Here is a 17,367-nt window from a genome sequence, read left to right on the forward strand (position 1 = left end):
GGTGCTGTCACGATCGGGCGATGGTGCGTCTCGTCCGGCTGTTCCTGGTCGCCGCGCTCGTGGCCGGCTGCGCCGGCGACCCGCCGGGCGGCGCCGCCCAGTCGCCCGAAGTGGTCGTCGAGCGGACCCTGCAGCTCGCCAACGGCGCCGACCGGCCGCTGCCCACGCTCCTGCTCCACCCCGCGGCCGCCACCGGCCGGCTGCCCGTCGTGGTGTTCAGCCACGGGTATACCCGGCGGCCCGAGGACTACCTGCCGCTGCTGCGGACCTGGGCGGCGGCCGGGTTCGTGGTGGCGGCGCCGACGTACCCCCACTCGGCCCGCGGCTCGCGGCAGCTCGACGACGACGACATCGTGCACCAGCCCGCCGACGCGGCCGTGGTGCTCACCGCGGTGCTCGACCTGGACACCACGGCCGGCGATGCGCTGGCCGGGCACGTCGAGCGCGCGAAGGTCGCCGCCGCCGGGCACTCGCTCGGCGGGATGACCACCGTCGGGATGTTCACCCGGCACCGCGACGAGCGGCTCACCGCGGGCGTCGTGCTGGCCGGCGGCCAGTGGCCGTTCGGTGTCGGGTACTCCGGTGCCCCCGCACCGATCCTCTTCGTCCACGGCCGCCAGGACACCGTCGTGAAGTTCGCGGGCTCCACCGAGGCGTACGATCCGCTGCCCTGGCCGAAGGCGCTGCTCGACCTGCCCAACGGCGACCACCTCGACCCGTACCTCGGCCCCGGTCGCGACTTCACCGCCGTCGCCGCGGTCACCACCGACTTCCTGCGCTGGGCCCTGCGCGGCGACGCCCAGGCCCGGGCCCGGATGGCCGGGGACTCGGGCGGCCGCGCCACGCTGGAGGACCGTCTCTAGCGCGTCCTGGCGCAGCCTCCTCCGAAAAGGAGGACCGTGGGGTACCCCACGGGCCGCCGTTTGAACGCGCGGATAGTGCCAGCACGACGGGGAAGGGGGTAGCCCATGCATGCTGGGCTGATTCCCCGGATGATCGTCGGCAGCGGCCTGCTGCTCCTCATCGTCGGCGCGGTGTTCGGCGTCCTGGTCGCCGCGATGAACGAGCAGCGCGCGATCCCGCATCCCGCGTCGCGGTCGGCGCAGACCATCGCCACGGAGGCCGAGATCGAGGAGCTGCTGCTCGACCTCGACCGCACCGAGCGGGGCTTCGTCGTCACCCGCGACGCGGGGCTCATGGCCGACTGGACGAGACAGCGGGAGCTGCTCGCCGAGAAGTGCGCGCGGCTGGAGCGGCTGGCCCGCACGCCGGCCCAGGTCGAGCAGGCCCAGCGCATCACCCGGTACAGCCGGTCCTACACCGATCAGCACGCGGCAGCGGTACTGCAGGCAGCCCAGCGCGGCGACCCCTCCGCCGGCAGCGTCGAGACGCTCCGCGAGGACGAGCGGCGGGTCGTCGAGCTGCGGGCCGAGCTCGACGCGCTCGCCGCCGCGGAGCAGCGCCTGGCCGCCGCCCAGGCCGCGGACGCCCGCGCGGCCGCCCGTCAGGCGATCAGCACCATGGTGACCGGACTGGCGGCGGCGGCCCTGGTCGGCGGCTGCATGATCGCGTACCTCCACCGGGTGGTCGTCCGGCCGGTCCGCGAGGCCGCCGCCATGGCCGACCGGGTCGCGCACGGCCGGCTCGACACCCGGGTCCCGGACGACGGGGCCGGCGAGGTCGGCCGCCTCAACCGGGCCCTCAACACCATGACGGGCTCCATCCGGCGCAACGTGGAGGACCTCGTGCGGTACGGCCGGACCCAGGCGGCCCTGCGGCGCATCGCCACGCACGTGGCCCGCGGCGCCGCCACGGCGGAGGTCCTCGACGCCGTCGCGACCGAGCTGGGCCGCCTGTCCGGCACCGACGGGGCCCACATCGCCCGGTTCGAGCGCGACGGTACCGCGACCGTCGTCGCCGCCTGGGGCGCGCCCGGCATCGGCCTGCCGGTCGGCACGTCGCTGAGCCTGGCCGGGGACAGCGTCTCGGCGCGGGTGTACCGGACCGGCCGCCCGGCCCGCATGGACAGCTACGCCGGCGCGCAAGGTCCGCTCGCCGAGCACCTGCTGCACCAGCACGTCCGCAGCGCGGTCGGCGCCCCGATCGTGGTCGAGGGCCGGCTGTGGGGCGTGGTGACGGCGACCGTGACCACGGAGCCGTCGCCGGCGCACGACGCGGAGTCGCGGCTGGCGGAGTACGCCGAGCTCATCGCCACCACCGTCGCCAACGCCCAGGCCCGCGCCGACCTGGCCGCCTCCCGCGCCCGGGTGGTGGTCGCCGCCGACCAGGCCCGCCGCCGCATCGAACGCGACCTGCACGACGGGATGCAGCAACAGCTCATCGCGATCGCCATCGACGTGGCGGACGGCGAGGCGAGCGTCCCGCCCGACCTGGCCGAGCTGCGCGGCCGCCTGTCCCGGGTGACCCACCGCCTCACCGGCGCCCTGGAGGACCTGCGCGAGATCTCCCGCGGCATCCACCCGACCATCCTGACCGACTGCGGCCTGCGTGCGGCCCTGAAGTCGCTGGCCCGCCGCTCGCCGGTGCCGGTGGAGCTCGCCGTCCGCCTGGGGTCCCGCCTCCCGGAGCCGGTCGAGGTCGCCGCGTACTACATCGTGGCCGAGGCCCTGGCCAACGCGGCCAAGCACGCGAAGGCCACCTACGTCCGCGTGGAGGCGACGGCGGACGTCACCCGCCTGTACCTGACGGTCCGCGACGACGGCGTGGGCGGCGCGGACGCGCGGGCCGGCACGGGCCTGACCGGCCTGGCGGACCGCGTCCACGCCCTGGGCGGCGCGCTGGACCTCGCGAGCCCGCGGGGCGGGGGCACGACGCTGCGCGTGGAGCTCCCGCTGACCGCCGCCGAGGAGGCCGCCCTCCTGTCCCGGCCCCGCCCCACCGAGGCGTGACGACCGTGTTCGTCACCGGGGACAGCATCGCCTCGGGGGCGTTGTCGGCCGGGGCGCGGCCGTCGCGGGTGGCGAAGCCCTATCGGCCGGGTCGCCCCGCGGTCAGGTGCCGCGCACGAGCAGGGCGTGGCGGAACTCGGCCGCGGTCTGGAAGCCGATCTCGGGGCGGTCGCGCAGCGCGGTGTCGAGGACCTCGGCGAGCGGGCGGGGGATCGCCGGGTCGCGCTCGCGAATCGGCACCGCCTGCGTCTGCAGCACCACCTGCCAGGGGTCGCGGTCGGACGGGAACGCGCGCGGATAGGCGCCGGTGAGCATGTGGTACAGGCAGGCGGCGAGCGCCCACACGTCGACCGCCGGCTTGGCGTGGCGGAAGTTGACGATCTGCTGGTAGGGCATGAAGTACGGCTTGCCGGCCGCCGTGCCGGTGCGGGTCAGGCCGCTCAGCCCGGCCTGGTCGAACGCCTTGGCCAGGCCGAAGTCGGCGAGCTTCACCAGCGGCTCGGTGCCGTCCGTGAGCAGGATGTTGTGCGGGGTCACGTCGCGGTGCACCACGCCCTGCTCGTGGGCGTACCGCAGCGCGTCGAGGGCCTGCAGCGCCAGCGGTACCGCCAGATCCACCGGCAGCGTCCCGCCGTGCCTGGTCATGAGCTCGCGCACGCTGCCCCCGGCGCAGTACTCGACGGCGAAGAAGAACGCGCCGCCCGCGCTGCCCGTGTGGTGCAGCGTGGCGATGTGCGGGTGGCGCAGCGCCTGTCCGATGGCGATCTCGCGCAGGAACCGGGCGCGGTCGGACTCGTCGGCGGCGACGTGCGGCAGCATCACCTTGAGCGCGACCTGGTCGCCGGTCGCGGTGTTGCGGGCGAGGTACACCCGGCCCATGCCGCCCGCGCCGAGCTCGCGCACCACCTCGTAGCCGGCGAAGCCCGGGCCGGCCCCGGCGAGCGCGTCGCGGACGAGCGAGGCGGGCTCCAGCCGGCACTCGGCGCACACGTAGTCGCCGCGGTGCTCGCCGATCTCGTCGGCGACGTCGCGCCCGCAGCTCGCGCAGCGCGGGAGCACCCGGGTCACGGACGGCTTCTCGACCCGGACGTGGAACGTGGTGGGGCCGAGCCGGAACTCGTCGCCGTCGGCGAGGTCGTGCTCGGGGAACCGGACCCCGGCGGCCTCCTCGGCGCTCTGCCCCTCGGCCCGCTGCCCGATCTTCTTGCGGTTGAGGTACGTGCCGTTGAGGCTGCCGAAGTCGCGGATGCGCACGTCGGGCGGGTTGATGTCGAGCAGGCAGTGGTGCCGCGAGACGGTGCGGTGCTCGTGGTCGTCGGGCAGCTGCGGCGAGCAGTCGTCGGCCCGGCCGAGGATCAGGGTGGTCCGCTCCTCGAAGCGGAACGTCCGCCCGCTCAGCGGACCGGCCATGATGGTGAGCTGCACCGAGGGTCGCATCGGCGCCAGCATAGCCGCGGCGCTGGCCGACGCTATCGCCGCCATCGATCCCGCAGGGTGGCCCAGACCTCGCTCGCGTCCGGGGCCGCGCGGATCTGCTCGGCGACCCGGGCCGCCGCCGCGCGGTACGACGGGTCGTCGAGCACGTGCCGGACCGCCCCGGCGGACCGGGCCGGGTCGTCCACGACCACGCCGGCGCCCGCGGAGGCGACGCGTTCGGCGTTCATCGGCTTCTCGGCGCCCTTCGGCCACAGGACCATCGGGATGCCCTCGCTCATCGCGGCCAGGACGGTGCCCGCGCCGCCCGCGGCGACGACGACCGAGATGCCCGCGGCCAGCAGGCCGGCCATCGGGACGAAGCCGACGAAGTGCACGTTGGGGCGGCTGTCGGCGAGGGTGCGCTCGACGCCCGGTGGGACCGCGGCGAGGACGTCCACGTCGCCCAGGGCGGCCACGGCGTCGACGAGGGCGTCGAGCAGCGCGCCGTCCAGCAGGACGGTGCCGAGGGTCACCAGCACCCGAGGGCCGCGGGGCGGCGGGAGGCGGACCGGCACCGGGCCGGCGTACGTCCGGGGCCGGATCGGCAGGCGGTCGGCCGGCGGGGACCAGCCCGGGCTGTGCAGCGCCGGCGGCCACGGGTCGACCAGCGCCACGCGGTCCACCGGCGCCAGGCCGCGTTCGGCGTACCGCGGCGCCAGCAGGGCCGCCATCGCCGGCACCAGCGGCGGCGGGGCGACCGGGAGGCCGATCGCGTGGCGGACCAGCGGCAGGCGCAGGGCGGCCGCGACCATCGGGCCGATCGTGTCGTAGTCGTCGGCGACGACGACGTCGGCCCCGAAGTCGCGCGCCTGGGCCAGGGCCTCGTCGAACGCCAGGTCGACGCGGGTGCCGGCGAACAGCGACGCCACCGGGAAGATGTCCGACAGGTCGGCCAGGTCGGCACCGCCGGTGCGGCGATCGTTCTCGGCCAGCAGCGCGGCGATGTCCGGGCCCACCGCCAGAGCCGGCAGGTCGCCGACGAGGTGGGCCAGCGCCGGCGGCACGGCCACGGCGGCCTCGTCGCCGGCGGCGGTCACCGCCTCGGCCAGCGGGACCAGCGGCAGGAGATGGCCGTGGATGGGTACCGCGGTGAAGAGCACACGCACAGCGCCGAATTATCCGGCGCCACCGCCGAACCTGCGACCCCGTCCGGCCACGGCCGCTCGATGGCGCCTCCAGCCGACCGGCTCAGCCGTTCCGGTGGTGCTTCTTGACGAAGGTGTACCCCGGGGCGAGCGGCTCGCTGAGCAGCTCGCTGTCGACGGCCTGCTGGTGCAGCGACCGCTGCCGGGGCGATGGCTGGGACCCCGGCGGGAGCTTGCGCACGAAGCCGCTGACCCAGTGCTCGCGACGGTCCGACGAGCCGTGCTCGCCCTCCTCGTCGGGGAGCGGGGCCGGCTCGACGAGCGGCGCGTAGAACAGCATCTCGACCGGCTCCTCGCCGTCGACGGCGGGGTAGGAGGGCCGGCCCGACGCGTCGAGGCTGCCGGTGACCCGGGTGACGAAGCCCTCGCGGATGAGCTGGTCGACCGCGTTGCGGAGCAGGAACGTGCCGCGCTTGCCGCGGCCGAGCCCGCTGCGCCGGACGAGGTCCGCCTCCGGGAACAGGGCGGTGCCGTCCTCGTACACCCGGCCCAGGCGGCGCACGGCGGCGAGCACCTGCCCGCGGTTGGACGGGCCGGGCCGGCACTCCCGCGTGACGACCTCCGGGTCATAGTCGTGGTAATAGGCGACGCCGTCGATGCGCATCGGCTCGTCGAGCACGGCGGTGCGCACCACGACCTCGTCCCGCGCCGGCCGCCAGGCGACGGTCACCAGCACGCCGGGCCGCAGGTCGTCCGGCCACGCGACGCCGTCGAACCACCACTCCTCGTCGTCCTGCCGCAGCGTGACCGGGTACTCCAGGTGCGTCGGGGTGACGCCGTGCACACGGTGGTCGAGGGCGATCGTGATGGCCGGGCGATCCCGCAGCACCGCCGCGACGCCCTCGGGGACGAGGCAGGTGGCGTCGTCGAGGTCGGACTGCCGCAGCGCGAACCGCCGGGTCGCCGCTCTCATCCGCCCACCTCCGCCTGCGCCGCGCCTGCCGACGATACCCGGTGGCACATCACGGTCGTGCTCACCGTCTGAGCCAGCGCAGGGCCGCGTCGGCGGTGTCGTCGGGCGTCCGGTTGAACGCGACGGCCGCGCCGGGCGCGTGCTCGCGGACCAGGTTGACCACCCGCTCGAAGAGGCCGAGCAGCGGCTCGTGCCCGCGGATCCCGCCGCCGATGACCACGCACGCGTAGTCGTGCCGCCGCAGCGCATCGGCGACCGCCGCCTCGGGCCGGTCCTCGGGGTCCACGAGACAGAAGTCGGCGTCGATCCCGAGCTCGACGAACCGCGCCCGCCCCCGGTCGATCGCCGCCAGGACGGGCGCCGGATCCCACCCCGGGATGCGGGCCGGGTCGACCCCGATCACCAGCACCCGCTCCGCGGCGGTCATCTCGACGACCCGGCCACGCCGACGACGTCGCCCTCCGGATCGGCGAAGCGACCGACGGTGCTGATCTCGCAGCGCACAACGGGCATCCCCATGCCCTGATCCTCTCGCACAAGGCGGGGTTCCAGAACGTTGACCGAACGGATCGCCGGCGCCATCCTCCTCGCGGTGCCCACGGTCGCCATCTTCCGCGGAGGCGACGGTCCGTTCGGCCCTCTCTGTCCGGCTTCGGTGTCCCTACACTCGGCCGCGTGACGACGGCCCTTGGTGCCGCGTTCGCCGGTGCCGCCGACGCGATCGAGCCCTTGCTCGCCGCGCTCGAATCGACACCGGCGCCCTGCGGCGGCTGCCGCGCTGGAACGGGGCCGGGGAGACCGGAGTGCCTCCCCGCCGCGCAGGAGTCGACCGCGGTGCGGGCCGCCGTCGCCGACCTGGTGGTCGCTCTCGCTAGCCTATGGTCGCCGCCGGGAGCCTGGACGACCCGCAGACGCTCGGGCCGTCCGTGCGCGCCGCGGTCGAGCGGTTGCTAGCGCCAGACCGTGCCTAGCCAGACGGTCGCCGCGGCCGTCGCCAGGAGCGCGATGTTCAGCCCGATCAGGCGGGCCTCGCCGCGGGACAGGTGCAGGGCGATCCCGCCGACCTGGATGAGGGCCAGGCCGGTCGCGGCGGCCACCGCCAGCCACGGGGCGATGCCGGTCAGTGGGGGCAGGATGAGGCCGAGCGCGCCGAGCAGCTCCAGCGTGCCGATGGTCCGCACCAGCGGCATGGGGACCCGGTCGACCCAGCCCATCATCGGCTGGAGCTGCTCGCGGGACTGGGCGACCTTCTTGCCGCCGGCGTAGGCGTAGAAAAGCGCGAGCACAGCGGCGACGATCCGGTACGCGAGTTCCATTCCAACCGCCTCTCTGTCGGGTGCGGACCATGATGGGGCACCATCGGGAGGCGTACAAAAGGCACACGTGTGTGCGTAGGGCACAGGGGGTTGTCATGTCGCAGTACGAACACACCTGCATGATCCGCGGGGACGGGGGGCAGACCCTGCGGGCGATCCTGGATCAGATCTGCAACAAGTGGACACTGCTGCTGGTGGCGACCCTCGACCAGGGCCGCCTGCGCTTCAGCGACCTGCACCAGCAGATCCCGGGCATCTCCCAGCGGATGCTGACGCTGACCCTGCGCAACCTCGAGCGCGACGGCCTGGTGGCCCGCACGGTGTACGCCGAGGTGCCGCCACGGGTGGAGTACGAGCTGACGCCCATGGGCCGGAGCCTGATCCCGCCGGCGCTGGCGTTGGCCGGCTGGGCCATGGAACACGTCCCGCACATCGAGGCGAGTCGCGCCCGCTACGCGCAACGGGGTTAGCCGCGGCGGCTACGGTACTGGCCATGCACAGCTGGTACCCCGTGCGCCGCACGGTCGCGATCGCGCTGACGCTGGTCGCGCTGGTGGGCGCGCTCCGGCTCGTCGTGCCGGCCACCGGCGGGGTGGACCGGCAGCTCCCGTTCCTGCGCGCGGCCCTCGACGACGGCGCCGCCGACGAGGCGCAGGGCCTGTTCCCGGAGGGGTACTTCTTCCTGCACGTCCTCTACGGCCTCACCTGGGTCGAGCTGGGCCGCCGCGACCCCGCCGGGCACCGGGCGCGGGCGGTGCGCGAGGCCCGCTGGGCGCTCCAGCGGCTCGACTCGGAGGCCGGCCGGGCACCGTTCAGCCCCGGCCTGACCCCGCAGTACGGCGTCTTCTACCGCGGCTGGACCAACTGGCTGCGCGGCGGCCTGCTGACCCTGGACCGCGACCCGGCGGAGGTGCGGCGCTTCGCCGACGACTCCGCGGCGCTCGCGGCGGCCTTCGACGCCGCACCGACGCCGTACCTCATGGCGTATCCGGGCCAGGCGTGGCCGGTCGACTCGACGGTCGCGATCGCGTCGCTGCGGCTGCACGACGCCGTGCTGCCGCCGCGGTACGCCGCGACCGTCGAACGCTGGCTCGCCGGCGTGCGCGACCGGCTCGACCCGCGCACCGGCCTGCTCCCGCACCGCGCCGACCCGGTGACCGGCTCGCCGGTCGAGGTGGCTCGCGGCACCTCGCAGAGCGTCATCCACCGCTTCCTGCCGGACATCGATCCGGCGTTCGCCCGCGAGCAGTTCCTGGCCTTCCGCGAGCGCTTCGTGGTGCGGCCGCTCGCACTGGGCCCGGCGGTCCGCGAATATCCCGAGGGCGTCGACGGTACCGCGGACGTCGACTCCGGCCCCCTCCTGCTGGGCGTGAGCCTGTCCGCGACGGTGGTGACGATCGGCGCCGCGCGGGTCAACCACGACACGGCGTTGGCCGGGGCCCTGGCGAACTACGGCGAGCTGGCCGGCGTCCCGGTCGACACGCCGTGGACCAAGCGGTACGCGTTCGGCCTGGCGCCGATCGGCGACGCCTTCCTGGCCTGGTCGAAGACCGCCCGGCCGTGGGTCGCCGCGCAGCCGGCGCCGCCGTCACCGGGGGTGCCGTGGTGGTGGCGGGCGCCGCTGCTCGCGGTGCTGCTCGTCCTCGGCGCCGGACCCTGGCTCCCGGCCCTGGCCCGGCGCCGGCGTCACGCGTAGTAGCCTTCGACGGCCGCGCGGGCCGCCTCGAACAGGGCCGGTCCGTGCTGGGGGACCCGCGGGGGACCGCCGGACGGCTGGAGCGCCCCGAGCTGCTCGCTCGACAGGGCGTACACGACCCGGCCGAGGCCGGAGCGGTCGATCGCTCCCGTGCACATGCCGCAGGGCTGGCAGCTGGTGTACATCGTGGTGCCGGCGGCGTCCGCGGGGCGCAGGTGGCGGGCGGCCCAGCGGGCCAGCTTCAGCTCCGGGTGGGCGGTGATGTCGCCGTCGGACAGCACGGTGTTGTGCTCCTCGGCGAGCACCCGCCCGCCGGCGTCCACGAGCAGCGACCCGAACGGCGCGTCGCCGCCCGCGCGCGACCGGACGGCCAGCTCGACCGCGCGGCGCAGGAACGCCTCGTCCTCGGGGGTCACGCCGCCTCCGGCACGAGCATGGTGCCCTGCGCGACCACCAGGCCGGAACCGCTGATGCGCACCCGCGAACCGGCGACGGTGACGACGATCGTGCTCGGCCGCCCCATGCTGTGGCCCTGCTCGACCACGACCCTGGCCTCGCCCGCCGGCCTCGGCGCGACGTCGCCGCCGTCGACGAGCAGCGCGGCCAGCGGGCCGGCCGCGGTGCCGGTGGCCGGGTCCTCCGCGATGCCCATCGCCGGGTTGAAGAACCGCGTGTAGGCCGTGGCCGCGGGGTCGACGGTGTCGTGCGTGTACAGGTAGCAGCCCTCGCCGCCGGCCTGCCGCAGGACCGCGGTGAGGCGGCCGGCGTCGGGCGCGGCGCGGTCGACGCCGGCCCGGTCGCGGACCGGCACCAGCAGGTGACCGGCCCCGGTCGACACCACCCGGGCGTCCCGGTCGGCCACCAGGTCGTCCGGGCTCAGCCCGAGCGCACCCGCGAGGCCGGCGCGATCGGTGGCCACGGCGCCGAAGACCGGCGCCGACTGCTCCATCGTGACGACCGCCGGCCCGCCGTCCGGGCGCTCGACGTGGACCGGCAGCACGTCGTCGCCGATGTGCTGGACGAAGGTCCCGCCGTCGCCGTCGAGCCGCCCGGACTGCGCGAGCCACAGCCAGGCGCCGAGCGCGTTGTGGCCCGCGCCGAAGACCTCGGCGCCGGACGGCGTGAACGAGCGCAGGCGGTACGTCGTGCCGGGCCGCACCGGGCGCTGGACGAAGGTGGTCTCGGACTGGTTGAACTCGCGGGCGACGGCCCGCATCTGCTCCTCCACGATCCCGTCGGCGTCGGGCACCAGCGTGAGCGGCGCGCCGGTCAGCGGCTTCGCGGCGAAGACGTCGACGTAAGCGAACGCGACGTCGGTGGCTCCGGTATCTGTCACGCCTACGACGCTACGGCCGCCCGGCGCCGCGGAGGAGTCCGATCCTGCGGTATCCCACGCGGGTCACCGCAGGATTTGCGGTACTGTGCCGCGATGACCGCGCTCGACGAGGTGGACCGGCAACTGCTCGGCGAGCTGCAACGGGATGCCCGGGCCTCGCTCACCGCCCTGGCCGGCGCGATCCACCTCGGCGTGTCCGCCACCCGGGCCCGGCTGCGCAGCCTGGAGGAGCGCGGTGTGATCACCGGGTACACCGCACGGGTCGATCCCGTTGCGTGCGGGCTGCCCCTGCGGGCGGTCGTGCGGATGAAGGTCCACGGCGCGCTCTACGACCAGGTCGCGGCGATGCTGGCCCGCGAGCCGCAGATCGTGCGGTGCGTGCGGGTCACCGGCGAGGCCTGTTACGTGGCGGAGGTGCTCGCGGCCGACATGCCGGACCTCGCCCGCATCACATCGGAGCTGGCCCGGGTCGGTTCGATCACCACCGATCTGGTGTACGAGGTCGTGGTTGACCGGGGCGTGCCTTAAGGCATGGCCTTAAGGGCAGGGTCGTTGCGGCTCGGCGCGGATCGCGACCTGGAGCTGGCTGCCGGGGCTGCTGATCGACAGCACCGCGGGCACGTCGCGGACGAGCTTGCAGTACACGAGAAAGGCGCCGGGCGGCGCGGTTTCCTCGGCGGGGACCCAGCCGCGCCCGCGGAGGTCCTCGTCGTAGACGGCGGCGAGGTCGGCCCGGGAGTATCCGCGGGACAGCTCGAAGAGCTGCATGACGTTGGCCGACGAGGTGTCCTCGAAGTTCAGCACGCGGCACCCGTGCTCGGCCCGCGGCTTCCCGACGCGCTTCGCGCCGGGCGGCTCGACGTCGAACACCGGCTCGTCGGCGTAGGCGTCGAGCAGCTGCTCCTCGCCGGCCGGGGGCGTGCACCCGGCCCGCAGCTCGGGCTCGCGGGCGCATCCGGCGGCGCCCAGTGCCACGAGCAACGCGAGAAGGAGACGGCCGGCGCGCACCCCCCGAGGCTACGGCAGCCGGCGCCCGCCGTGGGGGCGCTGGTCGACCTGGGTGATGAGGCCGCGGACCGATGTGACCCGGTCCGCCGGATCAGGGTGCGCGCCGGGTGGCCAGCCGCAGGCCCGCGTGGTCGAGCGTGCGGGGCAGTGGCTCAATCAGCGGGCACGGGTTGCGCAGGTCCGGGAAGCGGGCCAGCAGGGCCGCGATGAGCGTCGTGGTGCTCAGCAGGACCAGGTTGCGGCCGGGGCAGGCGCCCGGCCCGGCGCTGAACGGGTAGATCGTCGCGCTGCGCCGGGGCGCGCCGGACAGCCACGCCTCGGGGTCGAACGCGTCCGCGTTGTGCATCGCCGTCTCGTCGCGGTGGTGGTACGAGCTCGGCAGCATGAACGTGGTCCCGGCGCGCAGGGTCGTGCCGCCCCAGTCGGTGGCCGTCGTGCTCTCCCGCAGCACGATCAGCGTGGTCGGCCACAGCCGCGCGGTGTCCTGGACGCACGCGCGCACGAAGGGGTACAGCGGAGGCGCGTCGCCGGCGGCCGTGGCCCGGCGGGCCGGATCGGAGCCGAGCAGCGCCAGGGTGCGCAACGCGGTCATCCCGGCGGCGTCGAACGCGAACAGCCAGTGCGGCACCTGCCCGGCCGGGTCAACGCCGCCGGCCGCCGGGGTGCCGGCCATCGTGCCCGCGAGGCTGCCCGGCTCGGCGGCGGCGACGTAGGCGTCGACCCGCCGCTGGAAGCGGCCCCGCAGGTGCTCCTGGCGGGGCCGCAGGTAGGCCCAGTTGGCGGCGTCGCGCAGCCGGTTGAGCTCGGTGGTGAGCCGGGTGTCGTCGCGGGCGGCGGTGCCGAGCACGATCCGGCGGACGATCCGCTGCCACATCGCGTCGAATGCCGGCCAGTCCAGCTCCGGGGCGGCGGCGAGCCGGGCCGCCTCCGCCCGGACGACCGCGGTGATGGCGTCGGCCAGGCGGTGCATCGGGGCGTCCGCGTCCAGGACCGTGTCGTTGTAGCGCCGCCGCGCGGCCCGGATGCCGCCGGTGGAGACCAGCACGCCGTGCGGCTGGAAGTGCCGCAGCGCCGCGACCTTCTCGCTGGTGGCGAGCGCGAACGGCGCGGGGGAGCCGGCCAGGACCCGCTCGACGTCGGCCGGGTCGAGCACGACGACGACCGACCGGCCGGGCAGCGTCAGGCGTAGCGGGCCGTCGCCGTGGCGGGCCCGCAGCCGGTGCAGGATCCGGGCGCCGCGCCGGTTGAGGTCGAGGCGCTGGGCGAGGCGGACCACCCGGTCGCGCCGGTGGATCACGCCCTGCGCCAGGATCGGCGCCAGCACCCCGGCCGCACAGCGGACGGTGTCGAGCAGGCCGATCCGCGTCGCCGCGCGCTGCTCCTGCCGGGCCGGGAGGGTGACGTCGAGGGTCATGGTGGTCGCGTACCCGGGTCGGCCCGCGGGAAACGGCGTGTGCGGCACCGCGACGGAATGGGGAACAAGTCCGCCGGAGCGGCCTGCGACCAGGCCGTCGGCCACGAGCCGCTGCCCGGCCCCGGTGACCGGCGTGGCCGTCTTCGGCCAGTGGGCGAAGGTGACCATGGCGGCTGACGGCGGCACGGCGTTCCCGGCGACGTTTCCGCGCGCCGTGTGGAGCGCCGGCTAGGGCAAGGGGCGCTGCAGGCCGAGCTGGGCGAGCCAGTCGTCGACCGGGAAGCCCAGGTCCTCGGCCGCGGCGAGCCAGCGGGCCGCCGCGTCCGGGTCGGCGGCGATGCCGTCGCCCGTCAGGTGCATGACGCCGAGGGTCGCCGCGGCCCGGCGGTCGGTCTCGGCAGCCTCCTCGACCAGGTCGAGGTCCGGCTCGGTGGCGGCCAGCGCGACCAGCGCCCCGCCGTCCGCCTCGTCGAACATCACCGCCGCAGGCTACCCGGTGCCGTCCCGCGGCCGGGGCGGCACCGGGTCGTCGGGGTCACCGGTCAGCTGAGCATCTGGTAGAGCGCGTCGGGAGCCGGGACCGCGCCGGCCGGGGCGGAGACGGGCAGCACCGAGCCGAAGCCGGCGAACGTCAGCGAGATCGCCAGGTCCGGGTCGACCGACGCGCCGTCGACGACGAACGAGGTCAGCCGGCCCTTGTCGTCGACGGTGGCCGTGAACGGCAGCTGCTTGGCCTTGTCGCCGGCCTTCTCCAGCACCTTGTCGCTCGGCGTCAGCACGCTGTCGGTGACGGTGATGTCCACGGTACCGCTGAAATGCGTCGCGTCGGTCCGCCGGACGTCGGCGAGGCCGTCCTTGAACAGGTCGGTGACGCCCAGGTCGGGCGTGCCGCTCGGGTCGATCGGCAGCGTGGTCGAGGCGCCGAGCTTCGTCTTGTCCAGGCGCATCCAGCTGCCCGGCTTCAGGCCCCACAGCTCGTTGAGCTCGGCGCCGAAGTCGGCCTTGACCCAGACGTCGGGGGCGATGACCGTGAACGCCATCGAGATCTCGAGGTCCTCGGCCTGGCCGCGCATTTCCATCGTGGCGGCCTTGGCGGCGTGGTCGACGCGGCCGCTGCCGGTCGACGTGCCCGCGTTGAGCTCGAAGTTGTGCGAGGTGGCGTCGAGCGCCTGCACGGCCGCGCGCAGCGCCTCGGCCGGCGGCACGTCGCTGGCCGCCGCGCCGACGGGCCGGGCCTGCGCCGGCGACCCGGCGGTGAACTCGGCGTCGCAGGCGGCCACGCTGCCGGCGGCGAGGACGAGCGTGAGCAGAACGGTTATGTGTTTCATCGGTGGATGTCCTCCCAATCAGGGCGCGCCCCCGATCGGGAGGCGCAACCGTTACGGAAGGTACGGAAGTGGTGGCCCGAAAACTGTCGCCGACCGGCCGCTGTGACGCTCACCGGCCTGTCGGAAACAGGATCACGGCTCAGGCGATCGGCAGCCGGAAACGCGGCCCGGTGCGGTTCGCGCCACGCCGAGGTCATGGTGACCGGTGGAGGCCGAGCGCGGTGAGGAAGTCGTCCGCGTCGAACATCGCGCCCGCGGACGCGACGCCGGCCGTGCGGGTCCGTCCCGTCAGGATGCGGTCCACCGCCTCGACGGCGAGGGGTGCGCTGACGGCGTAGATGTCGCGGCCGCTCGCCACCGCCCGGCGCCGCTCGCTGCCGCGGTGGACCACGACGTCCACGACGAACGACTGGGCCGACCGGCCGCTCGCGTCGGCGGCCACCGGGGCCGGCGCGTCCGGCGCGACCACGTCGCGGGCCGCCTCGACGGTCAGGTACGAGCGCACCTCGGGCACCGTCAGGTGGCTGGGGACCGTGACGACGTCCGCCATCGAGAACTCGGCGACGACCTCCCGCTCGCCGGTCGGTGCCGGGAACGACCAGCGCTCGGTGGCCGGGGTGTCGTCGTGGTACCGCAGCCGGCCGCCCGCGTAGCGCACCCGCCGGCCGGCGCGCCGCTCCCGGGAGACGACGCCCGACAGCCGGGTGCCGGCCGTCGGGTGCCAGCTGTCCAGGCCGTAGGCCACGTCCACGCGGTCCGCCTCGGTCCAGTCGCCCATCGCCGCGGTGGCGAGCAGGTCGCCGAGGCCGCCGTAGAAGGCCATCGCCGGCACGATCACGGCGCCGGCCGCCCGGGCCCGGTCGCCGAACCGCGCGAACGTGTCGGCATTCGCCTCGATCTCGGCGGCGACATCGACGTACGGGACACCCGCGCGTAGCGCCGCCTCGATCGCCGGGCCGGCGGTGACGGCGAACGGCCCGGCGCAGTTGATCACGGCGGCCGACCCGGCGAGCGCGCGGTCGAGCGCCGCGGGGTCGTCGACGGCGGCCGGCCGGACCTCGTGCTGCCCGGCCATCGCGGCGAGCCGTGCCGGGTCCCGGCCGGACAGCACCGGGAGGTAGCCGCGTTCGATGAGGGTTGCCACGACGAAGCGGCCGGTGTGCCCGTACGCGCCGTAGACGGTCACGTTCCTGTTCTCGACATCCACCCGGACATCGTGGCGCCCACCGGGCCCGCGGCGTGAGTGTCGGAAACGACGTGGTGCGTACAATTTCCGACGTGAACACAGTCGCTGTGGCCGTGGCCGACGGGATCCTCAACTTCGAGTTCTCCCTCGCCTACGAGCTGTTCGGCACCGCGCCGCTCGGCGACTGGTATGAGCTGGTCATCTGCGGGGCCGGTCCGGTCCGGGCCGACGGCCGGTTCCTGCTCGAGCCCGACGACGGCCTCGACCGGCTGGTGCGGGCCGACACCGTGATCGTCCCCGGCTGGGCCGAGCTCGACGCCGACCCGCCGGCCGACCTCGTCGCCGCCGTCCGCGCCGCGCACGACGCCGGCGCGCGGGTCGCGTCGCTGTGCACCGGGGCCTTCGTGCTGGCCGCGGCCGGTCTGCTGGACGGCCGGCGGGCGACCACCCACTGGCAGTACGCGGAGGCCCTCGCCGCCCGCTATCCCCGCGTCGAGGTCGACCCCGACGTCCTCTACGTCGACGCCGGCAGCGTGCTCACCTCGGCCGGCAAGGCCGCCGCCCTGGACCTCTGCCTGCACCTGGTCCGGCGCGACCACGGCTCGGCCGTCGCCAACGCGGTGGCCCGCCGGCTCGTCGTGCCGCCGCACCGGTCGGGCGGCCAGGCCCAGTTCGTGTCCACGCCGGTGCCGGAGCCGGAGCAGCGCCCGCTGAGCGCGGTGCTCGCCTGGGCGGCCCAGCGCCTCGACCAGCCGCTGACCGTCGAGGACCTGGCCCGCCGGGCCAACCTCAGCTCGCGCCAGCTCGCCCGGCACTTCCGGTCGGCGACCGGCACCACGCCGCTGCGGTGGCTGCTGACCCAGCGGATCCGGCGGGCGCAGGAGCTGCTGGAGACCACCGGCGACGGTGTGGACGCCGTCGCCGCCGCCACCGGCATGGGCACCGCGGCGACGCTGCGCCGGCACTTCAACCGGGTCGTGGGGGTGTCCCCGGCGGAGTACCGGCGCACGTTCCGCTGAGACTCCACCGAGACTCCGCCGAGGCTCCGCCGAGGCTCCGCCGAGACTCCGCCGAGACTCCGCCGAGGCTCCACTCAGATAACAGAAATTTGTGTCATCTCAGTTATATCTGTTAGCCTCGTAGCATGCCGAGGGACGAGGAGCTGCTGTTCGCCGACCACGTGGGGCGGTTCTACGCCGGCCACCACGGGTTCCCGCCGATGGCCGGCCGCCTGCTCGGTTACCTGCTGATCTGCGACCCCCCGCAGCAGACCATCGACATGCTCGGCGAGGCGCTGATGGCCAGCCGCAGCGCCATCACGGGCGCGGTCAAGCTGCTGGAGAGCTACGGCTACGTGGCCCGGACCCGCCGCGCCGGCGAGCGGTTCGACCGGGTCGGGCTGCGGGCCGAGGCTCTGGAGCCGCGCAACGCGGAGGCCGCGCTCTTCAAGGAGCAGGCCGCCCTGCTCCGCGAGGGGCTCGCCATCCTCCCCGAGACCCAGACCGCGCAGCGGGCCGCCCTGCTGGAGCTGCTCGCTCTCGCCGAGTTCTTCCAGGTGCGGCTGCCGCAGCTGATGGACGAGTGGCGTGAGCACCGGGCCGCCCTGCGCGCGGAAGGCAAGCTTCCCGAATTGGAGTAGT

The 17,367-nt window shown here is 75.2% G+C and carries 19 protein-coding genes; 7 read left to right on the forward strand and 12 right to left on the reverse strand.

What is annotated here, in order from left to right; translation table 11 throughout:
* Positions 1-20: 20 nt before the first annotated feature.
* Together IEZ31_RS23520 and IEZ31_RS23525 are read left to right on the forward strand one after the other, a co-directional pair.
* Positions 21-863 carry an alpha/beta hydrolase family protein gene (locus tag IEZ31_RS23520; RefSeq protein ID WP_190252107.1) on the forward strand — a complete coding sequence of 281 codons (843 nt, stop codon included), beginning with the start codon at positions 21-23 and terminating at the stop codon, positions 861-863.
* Between the two features lie 105 nt (positions 864-968).
* Positions 969-2,909, forward strand: coding sequence for a sensor histidine kinase (locus IEZ31_RS23525; protein WP_190252108.1), 1,941 nt, complete (start codon positions 969-971; stop codon positions 2,907-2,909).
* 102 nt (positions 2,910-3,011) lie between these two features.
* Here IEZ31_RS23525 and IEZ31_RS23530 read toward each other — a convergent pair whose 3' ends face one another.
* The 5 genes from IEZ31_RS23530 to IEZ31_RS23555 form a co-directional block, all read right to left on the reverse strand.
* Positions 3,012-4,346, reverse strand: a complete 1,335-nt coding sequence (locus tag IEZ31_RS23530; protein ID WP_190252109.1) for a protein kinase domain-containing protein — start codon at positions 4,344-4,346, stop codon at positions 3,012-3,014.
* A 32-nt stretch (positions 4,347-4,378) separates the two neighbouring features.
* On the reverse strand, positions 4,379-5,491 hold the full coding sequence (locus IEZ31_RS23535) for a glycosyltransferase (protein WP_190252110.1): 1,113 nt from the start codon (positions 5,489-5,491) through the stop codon (positions 4,379-4,381).
* Between the two features lie 82 nt (positions 5,492-5,573).
* Positions 5,574-6,443 carry a hypothetical protein gene (locus IEZ31_RS23540; protein ID WP_190252111.1) on the reverse strand — a complete coding sequence of 290 codons (870 nt, stop codon included), beginning with the start codon at positions 6,441-6,443 and terminating at the stop codon, positions 5,574-5,576.
* 61 nt (positions 6,444-6,504) lie between these two features.
* Positions 6,505-6,870 carry a hypothetical protein gene (locus tag IEZ31_RS23545; protein WP_190252112.1) on the reverse strand — a complete coding sequence of 122 codons (366 nt, stop codon included), beginning with the start codon at positions 6,868-6,870 and terminating at the stop codon, positions 6,505-6,507.
* A 523-nt stretch (positions 6,871-7,393) separates the two neighbouring features.
* On the reverse strand, positions 7,394-7,759 hold the full coding sequence (locus IEZ31_RS23555; protein ID WP_190252114.1) for a DoxX family protein: 366 nt from the start codon (positions 7,757-7,759) through the stop codon (positions 7,394-7,396).
* Between the two features lie 95 nt (positions 7,760-7,854).
* Between IEZ31_RS23555 and IEZ31_RS23560 the strand changes: the two genes are divergently transcribed.
* Positions 7,855-8,229 carry a winged helix-turn-helix transcriptional regulator gene (locus tag IEZ31_RS23560; RefSeq protein ID WP_190252115.1) on the forward strand — a complete coding sequence of 125 codons (375 nt, stop codon included), beginning with the start codon at positions 7,855-7,857 and terminating at the stop codon, positions 8,227-8,229.
* A gap of 23 nt (positions 8,230-8,252) precedes the next feature.
* Entirely contained in the window at positions 8,253-9,455 is a 1,203-nt protein-coding gene (locus IEZ31_RS23565; protein WP_190252116.1) for a hypothetical protein, read from the forward strand.
* Here IEZ31_RS23565 and IEZ31_RS23570 read toward each other — a convergent pair.
* Positions 9,446-9,871, reverse strand: a complete 426-nt coding sequence (locus tag IEZ31_RS23570) for a nucleoside deaminase (RefSeq protein ID WP_190252117.1) — start codon at positions 9,869-9,871, stop codon at positions 9,446-9,448. The genes IEZ31_RS23565 and IEZ31_RS23570 overlap by 10 nt on opposite strands.
* Entirely contained in the window at positions 9,868-10,791 is a 924-nt protein-coding gene (locus IEZ31_RS23575) for a PhzF family phenazine biosynthesis protein (RefSeq protein WP_190252118.1), read from the reverse strand. Before IEZ31_RS23575 ends, IEZ31_RS23570 begins: the two co-directional genes overlap by 4 nt.
* A gap of 93 nt (positions 10,792-10,884) precedes the next feature.
* Here IEZ31_RS23575 and IEZ31_RS23580 point away from each other — a divergent pair, with 93 nt between their 5' ends.
* The gene (locus IEZ31_RS23580; RefSeq protein WP_190252119.1) at positions 10,885-11,319 is read left to right on the forward strand and encodes an Lrp/AsnC family transcriptional regulator; all 435 of its coding nucleotides are present in this window, start codon (positions 10,885-10,887) and stop codon (positions 11,317-11,319) included.
* 9 nt (positions 11,320-11,328) lie between these two features.
* Here the strand turns inward: IEZ31_RS23580 and IEZ31_RS23585 are convergent, their stop codons facing one another.
* The 5 genes from IEZ31_RS23585 to IEZ31_RS23605 all read right to left on the reverse strand — a co-directional run bounded on the left by IEZ31_RS23585 (position 11,329) and on the right by IEZ31_RS23605 (position 15,748).
* On the reverse strand, positions 11,329-11,799 hold the full coding sequence (locus tag IEZ31_RS23585) for a hypothetical protein (RefSeq protein WP_190252120.1): 471 nt from the start codon (positions 11,797-11,799) through the stop codon (positions 11,329-11,331).
* A gap of 91 nt (positions 11,800-11,890) precedes the next feature.
* On the reverse strand, positions 11,891-13,381 hold the full coding sequence (locus IEZ31_RS23590; protein ID WP_229835775.1) for a cytochrome P450: 1,491 nt from the start codon (positions 13,379-13,381) through the stop codon (positions 11,891-11,893).
* Positions 13,382-13,441: 60 nt separating this feature from the next.
* Complete coding sequence (locus IEZ31_RS23595; RefSeq protein ID WP_190252121.1) at positions 13,442-13,693, reverse strand: hypothetical protein; 252 nt, start codon at positions 13,691-13,693, stop codon at positions 13,442-13,444.
* A gap of 62 nt (positions 13,694-13,755) precedes the next feature.
* Positions 13,756-14,541 carry a hypothetical protein gene (locus IEZ31_RS23600; protein WP_190252122.1) on the reverse strand — a complete coding sequence of 262 codons (786 nt, stop codon included), beginning with the start codon at positions 14,539-14,541 and terminating at the stop codon, positions 13,756-13,758.
* Positions 14,542-14,734: 193 nt separating this feature from the next.
* Positions 14,735-15,748, reverse strand: a complete 1,014-nt coding sequence (locus tag IEZ31_RS23605; RefSeq protein ID WP_190252123.1) for a saccharopine dehydrogenase family protein — start codon at positions 15,746-15,748, stop codon at positions 14,735-14,737.
* Positions 15,749-15,819: 71 nt separating this feature from the next.
* Here IEZ31_RS23605 and IEZ31_RS23610 point away from each other — a divergent pair, with 71 nt between their 5' ends.
* The gene (locus IEZ31_RS23610) at positions 15,820-16,746 is read left to right on the forward strand and encodes a helix-turn-helix domain-containing protein (protein ID WP_190252124.1); all 927 of its coding nucleotides are present in this window, start codon (positions 15,820-15,822) and stop codon (positions 16,744-16,746) included.
* Positions 16,747-16,871: 125 nt separating this feature from the next.
* A complete protein-coding gene (locus tag IEZ31_RS23615; protein WP_190252125.1) occupies positions 16,872-17,366 on the forward strand; it encodes a GbsR/MarR family transcriptional regulator in 495 nt (164 codons plus the stop codon).
* The last annotated feature ends 1 nt before the right edge of the window (position 17,367 follow it).

This window comes from Dactylosporangium sucinum (assembly GCF_014647515.1).
Classification (GTDB): domain Bacteria; phylum Actinomycetota; class Actinomycetes; order Mycobacteriales; family Micromonosporaceae; genus Dactylosporangium; species Dactylosporangium sucinum.